General features: G+C 62.7%; 17 protein-coding genes. 4 read left to right on the top strand and 13 right to left on the bottom strand.

Features of this window, described 5'->3' with window-relative positions; translation table 11 throughout:
• Positions 1–42: 42 nt before the first annotated feature.
• From F6X59_RS05220 to F6X59_RS05190, 7 genes are all read right to left on the bottom strand, one after another.
• Positions 43–723: a C39 family peptidase gene (locus tag F6X59_RS05220; RefSeq protein ID WP_152955058.1), complete on the bottom strand. Its 681-nt coding sequence runs from the start codon at positions 721–723 to the stop codon at positions 43–45.
• 67 nt (positions 724–790) lie between these two features.
• A complete protein-coding gene (locus tag F6X59_RS05215; RefSeq protein ID WP_152955056.1) occupies positions 791–2,281 on the bottom strand; it encodes a heme utilization protein in 1,491 nt (496 codons plus the stop codon).
• A 58-nt stretch (positions 2,282–2,339) separates the two neighbouring features.
• The gene (locus tag F6X59_RS05210) at positions 2,340–2,930 is read right to left on the bottom strand and encodes an adhesin (RefSeq protein WP_152955054.1); all 591 of its coding nucleotides are present in this window, start codon (positions 2,928–2,930) and stop codon (positions 2,340–2,342) included.
• Position 2,931: 1 nt separating this feature from the next.
• Positions 2,932–3,363: a hypothetical protein gene (locus F6X59_RS05205; RefSeq protein ID WP_152955051.1), complete on the bottom strand. Its 432-nt coding sequence runs from the start codon at positions 3,361–3,363 to the stop codon at positions 2,932–2,934.
• Positions 3,364–3,660: 297 nt separating this feature from the next.
• Positions 3,661–4,212 carry an AAA family ATPase gene (locus tag F6X59_RS05200; protein ID WP_152955049.1) on the bottom strand — a complete coding sequence of 184 codons (552 nt, stop codon included), beginning with the start codon at positions 4,210–4,212 and terminating at the stop codon, positions 3,661–3,663.
• Positions 4,209–4,775, bottom strand: coding sequence for a nicotinamide riboside transporter PnuC (gene pnuC, locus F6X59_RS05195; RefSeq protein ID WP_152955047.1), 567 nt, complete (start codon positions 4,773–4,775; stop codon positions 4,209–4,211). The genes F6X59_RS05200 and pnuC overlap by 4 nt, the downstream gene beginning before the upstream one ends.
• Before the next feature lie 106 nt (positions 4,776–4,881).
• Positions 4,882–6,516 carry a methyl-accepting chemotaxis protein gene (locus tag F6X59_RS05190; protein ID WP_152955045.1) on the bottom strand — a complete coding sequence of 545 codons (1,635 nt, stop codon included), beginning with the start codon at positions 6,514–6,516 and terminating at the stop codon, positions 4,882–4,884.
• A 298-nt stretch (positions 6,517–6,814) separates the two neighbouring features.
• On the opposite strand from F6X59_RS05190, the gene F6X59_RS05185 reads away from it, so the two are divergent.
• Both F6X59_RS05185 and F6X59_RS05180 read left to right on the top strand, forming a co-directional pair.
• Positions 6,815–7,645 carry an undecaprenyl-diphosphate phosphatase gene (locus F6X59_RS05185; protein WP_152955043.1) on the top strand — a complete coding sequence of 277 codons (831 nt, stop codon included), beginning with the start codon at positions 6,815–6,817 and terminating at the stop codon, positions 7,643–7,645.
• A 1-nt stretch (position 7,646) separates the two neighbouring features.
• Positions 7,647–8,075: a DUF1294 domain-containing protein gene (locus F6X59_RS05180; protein WP_152955041.1), complete on the top strand. Its 429-nt coding sequence runs from the start codon at positions 7,647–7,649 to the stop codon at positions 8,073–8,075.
• Here F6X59_RS05180 and F6X59_RS05175 read toward each other — a convergent pair whose 3' ends face one another.
• Entirely contained in the window at positions 8,076–8,435 is a 360-nt protein-coding gene (locus F6X59_RS05175; protein ID WP_152955040.1) for an MmcQ/YjbR family DNA-binding protein, read from the bottom strand.
• On the bottom strand, positions 8,428–9,330 hold the full coding sequence (locus F6X59_RS05170) for a LysR substrate-binding domain-containing protein (protein WP_152955038.1): 903 nt from the start codon (positions 9,328–9,330) through the stop codon (positions 8,428–8,430). Before F6X59_RS05170 ends, F6X59_RS05175 begins: the two co-directional genes overlap by 8 nt.
• Positions 9,331–9,463: 133 nt before the next feature.
• On the opposite strand from F6X59_RS05170, the gene F6X59_RS05165 reads away from it, so the two are divergent.
• Positions 9,464–10,075: an FMN-dependent NADH-azoreductase gene (locus F6X59_RS05165; RefSeq protein WP_152955036.1), complete on the top strand. Its 612-nt coding sequence runs from the start codon at positions 9,464–9,466 to the stop codon at positions 10,073–10,075.
• A gap of 134 nt (positions 10,076–10,209) precedes the next feature.
• Positions 10,210–11,244, top strand: coding sequence for a dienelactone hydrolase (locus F6X59_RS05160; RefSeq protein WP_152955034.1), 1,035 nt, complete (start codon positions 10,210–10,212; stop codon positions 11,242–11,244).
• On the opposite strand, the gene F6X59_RS05155 is transcribed toward F6X59_RS05160, so the two are convergent.
• From F6X59_RS05155 to F6X59_RS28340, 4 genes are all read right to left on the bottom strand, one after another.
• The gene (locus F6X59_RS05155) at positions 11,215–12,408 is read right to left on the bottom strand and encodes an MFS transporter (RefSeq protein ID WP_152955032.1); all 1,194 of its coding nucleotides are present in this window, start codon (positions 12,406–12,408) and stop codon (positions 11,215–11,217) included. The two genes, F6X59_RS05160 and F6X59_RS05155, sit on opposite strands and share 30 nt — an antisense overlap.
• 160 nt (positions 12,409–12,568) lie before the next feature.
• Positions 12,569–14,155, bottom strand: a complete 1,587-nt coding sequence (locus F6X59_RS05150; RefSeq protein WP_152955030.1) for an ABC-F family ATPase — start codon at positions 14,153–14,155, stop codon at positions 12,569–12,571.
• Positions 14,156–14,175: 20 nt separating this feature from the next.
• Positions 14,176–15,369, bottom strand: coding sequence for a site-specific integrase (locus F6X59_RS05145; RefSeq protein ID WP_152955028.1), 1,194 nt, complete (start codon positions 15,367–15,369; stop codon positions 14,176–14,178).
• A 212-nt stretch (positions 15,370–15,581) separates the two neighbouring features.
• Complete coding sequence (locus F6X59_RS28340; RefSeq protein WP_178120036.1) at positions 15,582–15,743, bottom strand: hypothetical protein; 162 nt, start codon at positions 15,741–15,743, stop codon at positions 15,582–15,584.
• Positions 15,744–15,812: the final 69 nt, after the last annotated feature.

Raw genomic sequence — 15,812 nt, 5'->3', positions numbered from 1 at the left:
TGCTCCCTGAGCGTCTTGCCCTACGTCATTGAAAGAAAGTCGTTAGAAGAAGTCGCTTTGAATGAAACCGAAGTCCATCAACTCCGCGTCCGGCACCGGCGTGAAATTACTGATGCGGTTCTTCGCGCTCAGCGGCAGCGGTGGGTCGAGCAGGATGTTGTTCTTGTCATAGCCCTTGCCGATGACGGCGAAAATGATGCCGTTCCAGCCTTTGACGAAATCGTCGAGCTTGAAGCGTTTGTGGCCTAGCACCGGGTCACCGATGTACACCCAGCCTCGGTCGACCTTCTGCATCACCACGAAGTGCTTGTAGCCGCGGATGTCCATCAGCACGACCACCGGGATGCGGATGCTGTGCAGGGTGTCGGGGGCTACCTTGTAGCCGCGCGCACGCATGCCCAGGCTTTCCACATATTTTTTCATGTCGAGCATCGAGAAGCCTTGCGTACGGACCAGATCCTCGTTGGCGTGGGCCAGCATGCCCTCGATGACCTGGGTTTCATCCACGTCCAGCCAGTAGGCCTGGCGCAGGATGGTCGCCAGGGATGCCGCACCACAGCTGAAGTCGGTTTTTTGCTGGACCAGGTCGGCGAATTTGCGCTCGCGGATGCTCTGGACCGGTTTGTAGATCACCGCACCACCCGGCAGCACGGACAACGGCATCTGCGAGGCTTCGCCGACACTGGCGATGCACAGCAGAATTGCCAAGGCGATAATGCGCATGTTCGACGCCCCCTGCCTTTTCTTGTTAGAAAGAGGCTCCCCGAAGGGAGCCTCCAGACCGCAGTGGTTACATCGAGGTGTTGGAGATGGCCAGCGAGTTGCTTTGCTGGTTGCCGACACCTGCCGCCACGTTCACGCCCAGGTTGCCGCTGCCACCGTTCACCGAGCCACTCAGGGTGGCGGTGTTGGTCACAGGGTTGGCCCAGCCGGTCGGGGTCAGCACTTGGAACGATACGGTGTTGCTCAGGGCATACTCGCTAGACTCGCTGAAGCTCTTCGAGATGCTGTCCGAGGATTGCGACGCTTTCTCGCCAGCTTTCTCGTAGGCCGATGCACTGGCTTTTTCCCATGCCGATGCGTTGGCCTTCTCGTAGGAGGTATCGCGAGACTTGTCATAGGACGAGTCATGGCTACGGTCATACGAAGAGTCATAGGCTCTGTCGAAGGACGAGCTCAGCGACTTGTCGAACGACGAGTTGCTGGCCGACTGATGCGACTTGTCAACCGATGCATCGAGCGAAGCACTGAGCGATGCATCGAAGTCGGAGCTGCGCGAGCGGGTGAAGTTGCCGAAGGTTTCCGACGACGACGCGCTGCCATTGGCGTTGGCATCGAGCGATGCGCTGACCGTGGTGTTGGACGACGAGCTGTGGTCGCGGCTAGAGCTTCCGTTTGCAGCCCAGTTGTTGGAACCACTGGCATTCATGCTGTTGCTGCCGCTGGAGCTGCTGCTGTTGGAGCCGCTGGCGGTCATGCTGGTAGAACCGCTGGCGCTGCTGCTTTTGCTGCCGCTGGCGCTGGCACTCTGGCTGCCCGATGCGCTGTAGCTCGAACTGGAGCTCTTGTCGACGTTGGCATCGAACGAACCGCTACGCGAAGCCGAACCACTCGAAGAAGTGGTAAAGGTCAGCGTATCGACCCGGTAGGTGCGGTCGGCACGGTTGTCCACCGTCAGGCCAGGGCCGTTCTGATCGGCCGAAGCAGTGGCGCTGGAGTTACCGATAGGCGCGGCGTTGTTGGCGATGGCCATGGTATTTTTCTGCTGGTTCAAGTCGCCGCCAGCAATGTTGATACCAATGTTGCCGCTGCTGCCGTCGGCCGAGCCACTCATGACGGCGGAGCTTTGGGTCGACCAGTTGCGGACGGTGTTGTTGTTGCTGCGCTGGGTCACTTCAGCGTTCGCGGTGGCGGTGCCGAAGACGAAGCTGTTGTCGATGTCGGCATTGTTGGACGAAGTGTTGGCAATAGCCGCGGCGTTGTCCTGTTGGTTGCCGTTACCGGCCGCCACGTTGACGCCCACGTTGCCGCTGGCGCCAGCACCGGAGCTGCTCATCTCGGCTTCGTTGATGGTGCCTTGGTTAGTGATGGTGTTGCCAGTGCTTCTTTGGGAATCAGTGGCAGTGGCAGAGGCGTTGGTGTAGACCGCCTTGTCCATTTGCCGGTGGTGGTTATTGTGGTTGTCGTGTCCGCGACGATTATTCTGATCCGCTTGTGCAGCAACAGCCATGACCGCAGCAATTGCGAAAACCAGAGGCTTGATTGCCATCGAGGGTTTCATGGTGTTTCTCCGTCTTTAGGTTAAGTGTTGTTCTTACCTGTACCTATCTGGATCTGGGTCAGTTCGCGACCCTTACGCTCAGGGTGTTTGCCGTCTGGTTGCCCACCCCGGCGCTCTGATTCAGCTGGATGACCCCGCGGCTACCGGTGAATGCCTGGTCACCGGTGGTGACATGGCGATAGCCGGGTGAGGTATCAGATGGATCGGAGCTGTTGATCAGCGCCACGTTCTGTTGCAGCAGGACGCTGTCATCGATGCTTTGCGGTTGTGTACTGATGCTGATGCGCAGGGCATTGGCCTGCTGGGTGGCAGCGCCGGCGCTCTGGTTGACGCCCAATGCGCCGCTGCCATGGCTGAAGGCACTGCCCTGGATGCTGGCGCTGGCGCCCATGTTGGGGTCGACAATCGACAGCTGGCGTTGGCGGATCTGCGTGGTCGCGGCGGCCTCGTGGCCGGTGGCGATTGCCCGGGCGTTGGCTTGTTGCTGGCCATCGCCTGCGGCCTGGTTGACGCTGAAGTTGCCTTGGTACTGCGCGCCGGAATTGTCGATGGTGGCGTCGTTGATCACCGGGACCGGCGAGGGTATTGGTGATTGCGCCAGCGCCGAGGCACTGCTCAACAGGGCCAGGATAAACAGCGTCTGCCTCATGTCATTTGCCTCCGGTGAGGATCTGCAGTGGGGCAAGACCGCGCTGGACGCTCGAATTGACCATGTTGGAAATGCCGTTGCCCGAACCGGTGCCTCGGCCTGCTGCCTGGTTCGACAGCTGCGTCTGGTTTCCGATGTGGCCGCCGAGGTTGTCGGTCTGCTGGGTGATCAGCGAGGAAATCCCGGTGCCGCTGGTGATGCTGGCGAAGTCGCCATCGCTCAACTCGTTGGTCTGCTTGAGCACTTGCGGGGCGGGGTTGGCATTGGCGGTGGTGGGGTAGGGGTCGGGCGCCAGGGGCGCACGAATGGCCATGCGCGGTTGCACATCGCGGGTGATCACGATGATGCCGTTATCGGCCTGTGCGGGCAGCGCCGAACCGAGTGCACAACTGACCAGCAGCAGGCGAAAGACGCCTCTATCCAGTTTCCCCATGACGGCTACTCCTTCTTCGTGCGCTGGTCTTGTGCAGCGGTGCGAAGGAGGAGAGCGAAAGCCGTGCCGTATTTGGATAACTGTTGAAAATCAGTAGGTTGAGCGCATTGCCTGAACTAGCTTGCAATTTGCTGTAACAGCGCTGAGACAGGTTTTCGGTGAATGGGCGTTTGGCCCGGCATTTGCGTTAGCCGAAGGGCGTTTTTCACGAATGTTTCACAACCTTGACACTGCCCCCACAAATGGCTGGGAGCCCGCAGAAACGGGGGCTTGGCCTAAGTCGGGTGTGTCATGGGGTTAACACTCGGTGGGGCAGAGCGGGGGTTTTCCTTGCAGCAGCCCCTGAACCGCTAGCAGGGCGGTCGCGCTGCGTTGCGGCCAGTCACCTTCGATGAGCTGCAGCGGTTGCCCATGGCGCTCCAGCCAGCGGCGGCTGTCGTCGAAAAACACCTGGCGGTCGGCAAGCGCCGGCTGGCTGCGCTGACCATCGGCGACCCAGCCCACCCCTTGCGGGCTGAGCAGCAGGTGCAGGTCGTAATGACGGGCAAGCAAAGCCTGCTCCAGCCAGGGCGGGCAAGCGCCGAACAGGGCGCGGCTCCACAGCATGTTGCTGAGCAGGTGGGTATCGAGGATCAACAGCTCAGGTGCCTGCTGGCGGGCCTGGTCTTCCCAGGCCAGTTGGCCGCGGGCGATGGTGGGGATATCGGCATAGCAGGTGTCGCGGCGCTCCTGGTCGATGAAGTGGCGCACGTATTCGGCCACCACGATACCGCCGAAATGCGCCTGGATTTCACCGCTTAGCCAGCTTTTGCCGCTGGATTCGGGGCCGCACAGCACCAGGACTTTCATGCTTGCACCAGGGCCGGGTCACGGCGCCATTCCAGCCACCCGCGGACCGCGATCAGGGTCAGTACGGCAAAAAAACCGGCCGTGAAATACAGTTGCTGGTGCAGGTACTGGCCGACATAGGCCACATCCACCACGATCCACAGTGGCCAGCATTGCACGCGCTTCTGCGCCATCCACAGTTGCGCGACCAGGCTGAAACCGGTCAACGTGGCATCCAGCCAGGGCAGGGCGGCATCGGTCCAGCCGGCCATCGCCGCACCGAGTGCCACGCTCAGCAGCAGCCCCGCCAGCAAGCCGCCGAGCAGCGCCCGGGTTGGCAGGCGCGAGACCTGGCGAGCGTCCTCGACCCGGTCCGGGCGCTTCCACTGCCACCAGCCGTACAGCTGCAGCACGGCGTAGGCCAGCTGCAGCAGCATGCCCGAGTACAGCTTCACCTCGTAGAACAGCCAGCCATAGATCAGCACCATGACCAGGCCGATTGGCCAGCACCAGGCGTTCTGTTTGACGGTAAGCCACACGGCGGTGACGCCGAGCACGGCGGCGATGAGTTCGAGGCCGGACATCGGCGATCCTTGGTTGGCAAAGGGCGGCGATTGTAGCTTGTGCAGGACGGGAGGTGTAGCGCGTACCCCGCACCGGCCCGCTCACGGGCCGGTGATGACAGCCGGTTCAGACCCGGAACTGGCGCAATAGCTGTTCAAGCTCTTGACTCAGTTGCCCCAGGGCCATGCCGGCGTCGCTGGACTGGCGTGCGGCATCGGCGGTCTGTTGCGACAAGCCGGCGGTGTCCAGCACATTGCGGTTGATTTCCTCGACCACATGCGACTGCTGCAAGGTGGCACTGGCGATCGAGGCGTTGAGGGCGGTGAGGCTGTGCAGCGCCTGGCTGATGGCATTGAGGCTGGAACCGGCCTCACGGGCTTGCTGCACGGTCTGGCGCGAGGCCTCGCTGCTGGTGTCGATGGCTTTGACAGCGGCATCGGACTGGCCTTGCAGGTGCTCGATCATGGTGTGGATTTCGGCCGTCGACTGCGCGGTACGTTGCGCCAGCAGGCGTACCTCGTCGGCGACCACGGCGAAGCCGCGGCCCTGTTCGCCGGCGCGAGCCGCTTCGATGGCAGCGTTGAGGGCGAGCAGGTTGGTCTGTTCAGCGATGGCGCGGATCACCTCCAGCACACCGCCAATCTTGGTGCTGTGCCCGGCCAGATCACGGATCACCTGCACGGCCTGGTCGATGGTCGCCGAGAGGCGGTCGATCTGCTGCAGGCTGCCGTGAATGGCCTGCTGGCCGTGCTCCACCTGCTGCTGCGCGGCGCGCATCTCACCGGCCGCCTGTTCGGCGGTCTTGGCCACGTCCTGCACGGCGTAGGTCACTTCGTTGACCGCCGTCGCCACCTGGTCCATCTGCAGGGACTGCTGGGCGCTGCGCTGCTGTGCGGCGCCGGCATTGTCGCCGACGTGCCCGGCCGACTGCGCCAGGGCGTGGGCCGCGCCCTGAAGCTGGCCGACCACCCCTTGCAGTTTGCCGTTGAACTGGTTGAAGTGCTGGCCCAGGCAGGTGATCTCGTCACGGCCGTGGGTGTCCAGGCGGCGGGTCAGGTCGCTTTCGCCGCTGGCGATGTTGCCCATGGCCTGCACCGCTTCCTGCAGGGGGCGGGCAATGCTGCGGGCGATCAGCATGACCACCAGGGCCATCAGCACGGCGATGGCCAGGCCTACCAGCGAGGCATCACGCAACTGGCGGGCGAATTCGGCTTGCACATCGTCGACATAGACGCCAGAACCGATGATCCAGCCCCAGGGTTTGAACAGCTGGATATAGGAGGTCTTGGCCACCGGCTCGCTGGCGCCCGGCTTGGGCCAGCGGTAGTCGACCGGGCCGGCGCCCTGGGTGCGGGCGAGGGCAACCATCTCGTTGAACACGGCGAAGCCGTCCGGGTCGCGAATGGCGGAGAGGTCCTGCCCATCGAGCTTGGGGTTGGCCGGATGCATGATCATCTTCGGCCCCAGGTCGTTTATCCAGAAATAGTCGTTCTGGTCGTAGCGCAGCGCCCGCACCACTTGCAGGGCCTGCTGCTGGGCTGCCTCGCGGCTGAGCGTACCGGCGGCCTCCAGGCCCTGGTAATAGGCCAGCACGCCAGCGGCGGTCTGCACCACGTGGCGGGTCTTTTCCGCCTTGGCCTGGTACAAGTCGCCATGGATCTGGCGCAGCATCAGCAGGCCGAGCACCACCAGCATGCCCACCGCAACCACCAGAATCAGCCATAGACGACGGCTGATCGACATCGACCGCAATGCCTTCATCGAACCCACTCCTGCATTGTTCTTTTTATTCAGGTGCATCCAAACACGCTTTGCTGGCGGCAGGCACTCGACTAATGGCTAAGTGCTAGTTATCGGCTACTCTGCCACGGCCGCACGAGCCTTTGCCTTGCCGCTTTGATAGGATCTCGGCCGGGCAAGATGAAACCTTTAGCCAGGGTGAACTTTTCCACTGGCGCCGGCGCCGGCAGTCGCTGTAAAAAGGCCGCGCCGCGAGCGGTAATCACAAGCAAACCAAGAACAAGAGGCCTGCAAGCAGCAGTGCTTCATCGGGGGAATAATGGATTTTTGGACTGCCTTCCAGGCAATCATCTTAGGTGTGGTCGAGGGGCTCACGGAGTTTCTGCCCATTTCCAGTACCGGTCACCAGATCATCGTCGCCGACCTGATCGGGTTTGGCGGCGAACGGGCCATGGCGTTCAACATCATCATTCAACTGGCGGCGATCCTTGCGGTGGTGTGGGAGTTCCGCGGCAAGATCCTCGAAGTGGTGTTCGGCCTGGCCAGCCAGCCGAAGGCTCGGCGCTTCACCGGTAACCTGTTGCTGGCGTTCATGCCGGCGGTGGTGCTGGGCGTGCTGTTCGCCGACCTGATTCACGAATACCTGTTCAACCCGATCACCGTGGCCACGGCGCTGGTGATTGGTGGCGTGATCATGCTCTGGGCCGAACGTCGCCAGCACACCGTGGCAGTCGACCACGTCGACGACATGCGCTGGACCCATGCCCTGAAGATCGGTTTCGTGCAGTGCCTGGCGATGATCCCGGGCACCTCGCGCTCCGGTTCCACCATCATCGGCGGCCTGCTGTTCGGCCTGTCGCGCAAGGCAGCTACCGAGTTCTCGTTCTTCCTGGCGATGCCGACCATGGTCGGTGCGGCGGTGTACTCGGGCTACAAATACCGCCACCTGTTCGAGCCGAGCGACCTGCCGGTATTCGCCCTCGGCTTCGTGACTTCGTTCATCTTCGCGATGATTGCCGTTCGCGCGCTGCTGAAGTTCATCGCCAACCACAGCTACGCGGCCTTTGCCTGGTACCGCATCGTCTTTGGTCTGCTGATTCTGGCGACCTGGCAGTTCGGCTGGGTGGACTGGTCGACGGCGCACAGCTGACATGGCGCGGGCACAGAGCACGGCGCCACGCGGCGCCGAACGCACACAGGGCGTGCGCAATGCACGCCTGAAACTGTTGCTGCTGGCGGTGCTGTGCCTGTTGCCGGGGCTTGGCGCGGCCACTATGGGCTGGAGCGGGCAGAGCTGGGTGCCACTGGCGATGTACCCGCTGGCCAGCCTGATCAGCCTGCTGCTTTACTGGCAGGACAAGCGCCAAGCCCAGGGCGATGCCTGGCGCACGCCAGAAAAGGTTCTGCATGCCAGCGAGTTGCTGGGCGGCTGGCCCGGCGCGCTGGTTGCCCAGCAGCTGTTCCGGCACAAGACGCGCAAACTGTCCTTCCAGCTGGTGTTCTGGGGCATCGTGCTGCTGCACCAGGTGTTCTGGCTCGACTACCTGTTCCTGGGCAGCCGTTTCCTGCCGTTCAACTGATCAGTCCAGCAAGCCAACCTGCAACCGTTTTGGCAGCCGTCGCACCACCAGCTGGTGCGAGCGCTGCAGCAGGTCGCACAGCTCATCCCGGCCCATGGGGTAGGGGGTGGCCATGCTGATCCACTTCGCTCGTGCCAGATAAGGCGCCGGCCGCACGCCAGGCCGGTCGCAATAGCCCAGAAACAGCTCATCGGCCACCTTGAACGATAACCCCGCCCCAGCCAGGTCGAGTACCGCGAACATCTTGTTGCCGGCCACGGAGAACACCCGGATACCGCCCCATTTGTAGTCTTCCCGCGCACCCGGCAGGCCCAGGCAGAACGCCGCCACCTGGTCTTCGCTGATCTTCTGCCTAGACATAACGCTCCCCACACGCTTCGAATGACGCCGCCAGGTGGTCTATCCATGCCCGCACGGCCGGTAACAAGCCTCGTCGATGAGGGTAGACCGCCTGCAGGTAGCCGCCTGGCAATGACCAGTCCGGTAGCAGCTTCACCAGCTCGCCACGCTCCAGTTCCTCTTCGCAGAACATGCTGGGCAAGGCGGTAAAACCCAGCCCGGCGCGCACGGCAGCGTTGCGCACGACAAAATCGTCAATCGCCAGGCGTGGCTCGAGGGCGATTTCCTGTTGCCGGCCATTGGGTCCGAACAAGCGAAAGTGCACCAGTCGATCAGCTTCGGCGGCACCCAGCACGGGCAACGTGGCCAACTCGGCGGGGTCGCGCAGATGGTCGGCAAAGCCCGGCGCTGCCACCAACTGCATCTGTGCCTGGCGCAGCCGGCGGGTGACCAGCGCCGGGTCCTCGTCGCCCAGGTCGCGTACGCGCAGGGCCACGTCGATGCCTTCGGAAATCAGGTCGACACGGCGGTTGAGCAGGACCATGTCCAGTTGCACCTGTGGATACTGCTCGAGAAACCGGCTGATGATGTCTGGCAGGAACGCATGGGCCAGGGCCACCGGGCACGACACGCGCAGCCGTCCGCGCGGCTCGCTGCTCATGCTTGCCACCACCTCATCGGCGGCCTCGGCCTCCAGCAGCATGGCCTGGCAATGGTGCAGGTAGCGTTCACCGACCGCCGTCAGCTTGAGCTGGCGTGTGGTGCGCTGTAGCAAGCGGGTGCCGAGGCGTTCCTCCAGTTCGGCTATGCGCCGCGAAAGGCGCGACTTGGGGATGCCCAACTGGCGCCCGGCAGCAGCAAAACCGCCGGCTTCGACCACCTGGGCAAAATAGAAGAGGTCATTGAGGTCTTGCATCGAAGGGTCTCACTGTTCTATCTGTGGGACAAACTGACGCATTTTTACCGACTTATCAGCTATTCGCCACCCCGGTAGGATTCTCTCCATCGTGATCGCCCACCGCCGCGGTCTTCATTCACAGGAGAGTCCCATGAAACTGTTGCATATCGATTCGAGCATCCTGGGCGACAATTCCGCCTCTCGCCAACTGAGCCGCGAAGTGGTCGAAGCCTGGAAAGCCGCAGACCCAAGCATCGAAGTGGTCTACCGTGACCTGGCCGCAGACGCCATCGCCCACTTCTCGTCCGCTACCCTGGTGGCTGCCGGCACCCCGGAAGAAGCCCGTGACGCCGCCCAGGCCTTCGAGGCCAAGCTGAGCGCCGAAACCCTGGACGAATTCCTCGCTGCTGACGCCGTGGTGATTGGCGCGCCAATGTACAACTTCAGCGTGCCGACCCAGCTCAAGGCCTGGATCGACCGCGTTGCCGTAGCCGGCAAGACCTTCCGTTATACCGAAGCCGGCCCGGAAGGCCTGTGCGGCAACAAGAAAGTGGTGCTGGTCTCCACCGCCGGTGGCCTGCACGCTGGCCAGCCGACCGGCGCAGGTCATGAAGACTTCCTCAAGGTGTTCCTCGGCTTCATCGGCATCACCGACCTGGAAGTCGTCCGTGCCCACGGCCTGGCCTATGGCCCGGAACACCGCACCCAGGCCATCGACGCCGCCCAGGCGCAGATTGCCAACGAGCTGTTCGCCGCGGCCTGATCGCCTGGCGACCAAAAAACCGGCTGGCGCCCCGTGTGCGCCAGCCGGTTTTTTTCATCCAGTTTTCATCTGGCGGTGCTAAGGCCGGAACTATGCTGACGCTATCCTGATGCCTGCTGCGCGATAGCTGACCGATGAACACTCCCCGCTGTTTGCTGGCCTTGCTGCTCGGTGGCCTGTTGGCCCATGCCGAAGCCTCCCCGTGGGTTGCCGGTTTGCATCACATGACCCTCGACGACCCGGTCGATGCCAGGCCGATGCAGGCCCTGGCGTTCTACCCCTCCCATGGCACAACGCGCAATATCCGCATCGACGGTTACCCCATCGACGTCGCTGAAGAGGCCCCGGTAGCGCTCGGGCAGTTTCCCCTGCTGGTGCTGTCCCACGGCAACACCGGCAGCCCGCTGGCGCTGCATTACCTGGCCACCTCCCTGGCCCGCCAGGGCTTCATCGTGGTGGCGGTGGTGCACCCAGGCGACAACGCCCGTGACCACAGCCGCCTGGGTAGGCTGAGCAATCTGTATGGTCGGCCATTGCAGGTCAGCGAGGCCATCACGTCCGCCCGCGAAGACGCGTTGCTTGGCCCCTACCTGAATGACGGCAAGGTCGGTGTGATCGGCTATTCAGCTGGGGGTGAAACCGCGTTGATCCTGTCTGGCGCCCAGCCCGACCTGGATCGCCTGCGCCGTTATTGCCTGGAGCGCCCAGGTGACGCCGATGCCTGCAAGACCCACGGCGTGCTGATTGCCGACCGCAGCGAACTGGCGCCCAAGGCCGACTCCCGGGTAGGCGCGGTGATGCTGATGGCGCCGCTGAGCCTGATGTTCGGCCGCCATGCCCTGGCCGGGGTGAAGGTGCCGGCGCTGATCTACAGTGGCGACAGCGACCAGCTGGTGGCGGTGGACCGCAATGCCGAGGAACTGGCGCGCAAGCTGCCGGTCACCCCGGATTACCGTTTGCTGGCTGGAGCCGGGCACTTCGTGTTCATGGCTCGCTGTGACGAAGAGCAGCATGCGCGCATGCCAGCGCTGTGCGAGGACGCCGATGGCGTCGACCGGCGCCACATCCACCATTCGCTGCAGCGCGACACGGCGGCCTTCTTCACCCAGGCCCTGGGCGCACCGGAGCACGCCGAGCGTTCAGCCGCGGTGGCTGCGCCGCGCCAGTAGCAGGGTCAGGCCGACGCCGACCAAGGCCAGCAGGGCCGCGACGCAGAAAATCGAGGCATACCCCAGGTGCACCGCCACCGCGCCCATCACCGGGCCGGCGATGGCCAGTGCCATGTCGAAGAACACGGCATAAGCCCCGAGCCCGGCACCGCGGCTGCTGCTTGGCACCTGCTTGATCGCTTCGACACCCAATGCCGGGTACACCAGCGACAGGCCAAAGCCGCTCAGGCCAGCGCCGACCAGCGCCCAGGGCGGCGAGGGCGCCAGCCACAGCAGGCTCAGGCCGAGCACTTCGGTGGCCATGCAGGCCATGGCCACGTTGTAGCCACCGAAGCGGTTGACCGCATTGACGAACAACAGCCGCGAAATGATGAAGCACAGGCCGAAGGCACTCAGGCACCAGGCCGCACCGACCCAGCCGCGCTCCAGGTAATAAAGGGTGACGAAGGTGGTCAGGGTGCCGTAGCCGATCGATGCCAGGGTCAGCCCCAGGCCGCAGGGGGCGACGCGGCCGAAGGCCGACCAGAACGGCAGCCGCTCGCCGCGCATCACCACCACGTCGGGGCGCTTGCGCAGCACCATTAAGGCCAGCAGCGCCAGCAGCAGCAGGGCAGGGCCGAGTACGCTGAAATCCAGGCCGGCGACTGCCAGCACACCGACCGGCGCACCGATGGCGATGGCGCCGTACGAGGCGATGCCATTCCACGAGATCACCCGCGCGGTGTGTTCCGGGCCCACCTGGCTGATGCCCCAGCTCAAGGTGGCAACGCCGATCAGCCCCTGGGCCAGGCCCAGCAATACCCGGCCGCCGAGCAGCAAGGCCAGGCTCAGCAGCGGCACCTGCAGCGACCAGGCCGAAAGCAGCGTCAGGACCCCGCAACCGGCGATCCCCAGCAAGCCATAGCCAATCGCTTTTTTGCCCCCCAGGGTATCGGCCACGCGCCCGGCAAACGGGCGGCTGAGCAGGGTCGAAAGGTACTGCAGGCCGATCGTCACCCCGGCAATCACCGCACCAAAGCCCAGCTGGTCGTGCACGTAGCTGGGCAACACCGCAATCGGCAGGCCGATGCAGAGAAAGGCAATGAAGGTGTAGAAGACGATCGACAGGATCTGCAGGGTAATACTGTAAGTACTGCTGGCGGGGGCGGGCTGTTGCGCAGTCATGGGCTCTTTCGCGGGCGGGCGGTTGGGCGTGCCTTAATCATGGGCGCTGCGCGAAGGAAATGAAAGCAGGCTAACGAATTATTCGTCGGGGAGTGCCACTCTGTGGGATTGTTGATGGCTGCTTCGCGGGCAAGCCCGCGAAGCAGCCAGCTCAGTTACCTCAGACCAAAACGCCCTGGCTACGCAGGTAGTCGTCATAAGTGCCGCTGAAGTCCACCACACCATCAGCGCTCAGCTCGATGATGCGGGTTGCCAGCGACGACACGAACTCACGGTCATGGCTGACGAACAGCAGGGTGCCCGGGTAATTCTCCAGCGCCAGGTTCAGCGCTTCGATCGATTCCATGTCCAGGTGGTTGGTCGGCTCGTCCATCACCAGCACGTTCGGCTTCTGCAGGATCAGCTTGCCGAACAGCATGCGGCCTTGCTCACCACCGGAAATCACCTTCACCGACTTGAGGATCTCGTCGTTGGAGAACAGCATGCGCCCCAGGGTGCCGCGGATCACCTGCTCGCCGCTGGTCCACTGGCCCATCCAGTCGAACAGGGTCATGTCGTCTTCGAAGTCGTGGGCGTGGTCCTGGGCGTAGTAGCCCACTTCAGCGCTGTCGGTCCACTTCACCGAACCTGCATCCGGGGTCATCTCGCCGACCAGGGTGCGCAGCAGGGTGGTCTTGCCGATACCGTTGGGGCCGATGATCGCCACGCGCTCGCCCGCTTCGACGGTGATGTCGAAGTTCTTGAACAGCACCTTGTCATCGAAGGCTTTCGCCATCTTCTCGACGACCACCGCCTGGCGGTGCAGTTTCTTGGCCTGCTCGAAGCGAATGAACGGGCTGACACGGCTCGAAGGCTTGACCTCGGCCAGCTGGATCTTGTCGATCTGCTTGGCTCGCGAAGTCGCCTGCTTGGCCTTGGAGGCGTTGGCCGAGAAGCGGCTGACGAAGGTCTGCAGTTCGGCGATCTGGGCTTTCTTCTTGGCGTTGTCCGACAGCAGCTGCTCGCGCGACTGGGTGGCCGCGGTCATGTACTCGTCGTAGTTGCCTGGGAACAGGCGCAGCTCACCGTAGTCCAGGTCGGCCATGTGCGTGCACACGCTGTTGAGGAAGTGCCGGTCGTGGGAAATGATGATCATGGTGCTGTTACGCGCCGTGAGGATGGTTTCCAGCCAACGGATGGTGTTGATGTCCAGGTGGTTGGTCGGTTCGTCGAGCAGCAGCACGTCCGGGTCCGAGAACAGCGCCTGGGCCAGCAATACACGCAGCTTCCAGCCCGGCGCCACTTCGCTCATCGGGCCAAAGTGCTGTTCCAGCGGAATACCCAGGCCCAGCAGCAGTTCACCGGCGCGGGATTCGGCGGTGTAGCCGTCCATTTCGGCGAATTCGGTTTCCAGCTCGGCGACGGCCATGCCGTCTTCCTCGGTCATTTCCGGCAGCGAGTAGATGCGGTCGCGCTCTGCCTTGACCTTCCACAGCTGGCCGTGGCCCATGATCACGGTGTCGATCACGGTGAATTCTTCGTAGGCGAACTGGTCCTGGCGCAGTTTACCCAGGCGGGTGTTCGGCTCGAGCATGACCTGGCCGCCAGACGGCTCCAGGTCGCCGCCAAGGATCTTCATGAAGGTCGACTTGCCGCAACCGTTGGCACCGATCAGGCCGTAGCGGTTGCCGTTGTTGAATTTGACCGAGACGTTTTCGAACAGCGGCTTGGAGCCGAACTGCATGGTGATGTTGGCGGTGGAGATCAAAGGGCTTACCTATCAGTAACTTACGACGCTGGATTTTCAGCTGATACCGATTTGATACCAATCTTGAGTTTTTCCAGCTCGCTCCAGTCGGAGCTTGAGTTGAGCCAACGGGCATACGTCGACAGCAGCATCTGAACGCTGTGACCCAGCTGTTGGGCGATAAATGCGGGGTTGAGGCCGGACATTAAGCATATTGTCGCATAGGTGTGACGGCAGTTGTATGGGGGACGACGCCTGATCCCCAAATCGTTCAGCACTGGCACCCACTGCTTGTGCAGATCAGACGTCTGTTTCACGTACTCGGCGTTCTTCGACGGCGGAAACAAGAACGGCGTTTCGGTCACCACCCCCTTCCCATGTCTGCGGCGGTCCGCGTACTCCCTCGCGAACTGGATTGCCCGCAAGGCCCGATCATTCAGCAGGACAAACCGGTCTCGCCCGGTTTTTGTCCTTTCCTCCACCTTGCCCAGGGCAACGGTCCTCTTGACGTGCACCGTCCTCTTTTCCATATCGATCACATCCCAGCGAACTGCCAAAGCCTCCGACAGGCGGAGGCCGGTGAAGAACATGAACTCGAACAGCGCGGCGTAGATGAGGCTCGGCCAGTGCTTATGCTGGTACAGCTTGTCGATGATGGTGTTGGCTTCTGCCAGGGTGAACGGGTCAATCTCCTTCCTCGAACGCTTTGGCAGCTCAATCATTTCGGCGGGATTTTTGGTCAGAAGTCCTTCCCGGGTAGCTGCACCAAGGATCGTTGCCAACCTGGTGATCGCATTGCGTTTGACGTTTGCCGATGTCCAGTCGGTGTCAGCGATGACGCGGCGCAGCAGGGTGGTGGTGATCAGGTCAACACGGACCATAGCCAGGCGCGGTACCCAATAGAGGTTCAGGGCACTCTTGTAGTTGTTGTGAGTACCTTGGGTAATTTCGCGGCTGTCCAGCCAGAGCTGAGCGTACTCGCCAAAGGTCGGTTTTCCGCCGACCGCAGCCTGCGAGCTGGGGAACAGCTCGGCATATTTGTCCTGGTCAAGGAGACCGAGCTTGTTGAGGCTGGTTACCTGATCGCGAAGGCTGGATGCAGCTTTGATCCCTTTCTGTGTCGGGGGATAGGGGAGCGTTTCGCATCGACGGATACCGTCCCAAGTGAAACGAATGCGGAGGGAGTTGCGGAAGACTTCGACCCCTCTGGGTAGAGCCATTGGCTTTCCAGCCATTCGTCGTATCTCCTTTTGCTGTAAATGATTCGGCCGCCGTGCTTGATCCAGACGCCTTCAGGTACTTTCCCGTCCTGGCGTCTGCGCTCCAGGGCTTTCTTGGTACAGCCGAGTAGATCGGCCATTTTCTGTTCAGTGACCTTGTCGACGTCGCCGGTGCTTTCGGTTTCCATGGGATGGTCTCCACGCCGCCGGTGGCGGCAGGTTGGTGGTCAGGCTGCTGGCGCAGGCTCGACGCGGTAGTAGCTGGTTGCCCGGCAGCGCGGGCACACCATGGTGCTTGCGCCTTTGAGCCATTTGCATGGCGCGAGCACGCGCTCGCTCTCCTCGTGCTGATTGCGGCACCTGGAGCACTTCACTGTGATATCGGACATAGGTCATCCTCGCCCGCGCACGTCGGCGGGCTTGAGTTCTAGGGGGAGATGTATGGGGGTTACGCAATC

The organism is Pseudomonas sp. MN1F (assembly GCF_009391885.1).
Taxonomy (GTDB): Bacteria; Pseudomonadota; Gammaproteobacteria; order Pseudomonadales; family Pseudomonadaceae; genus Aquipseudomonas.
This window is presented reverse-complemented; position numbering and strand designations above follow the sequence as displayed.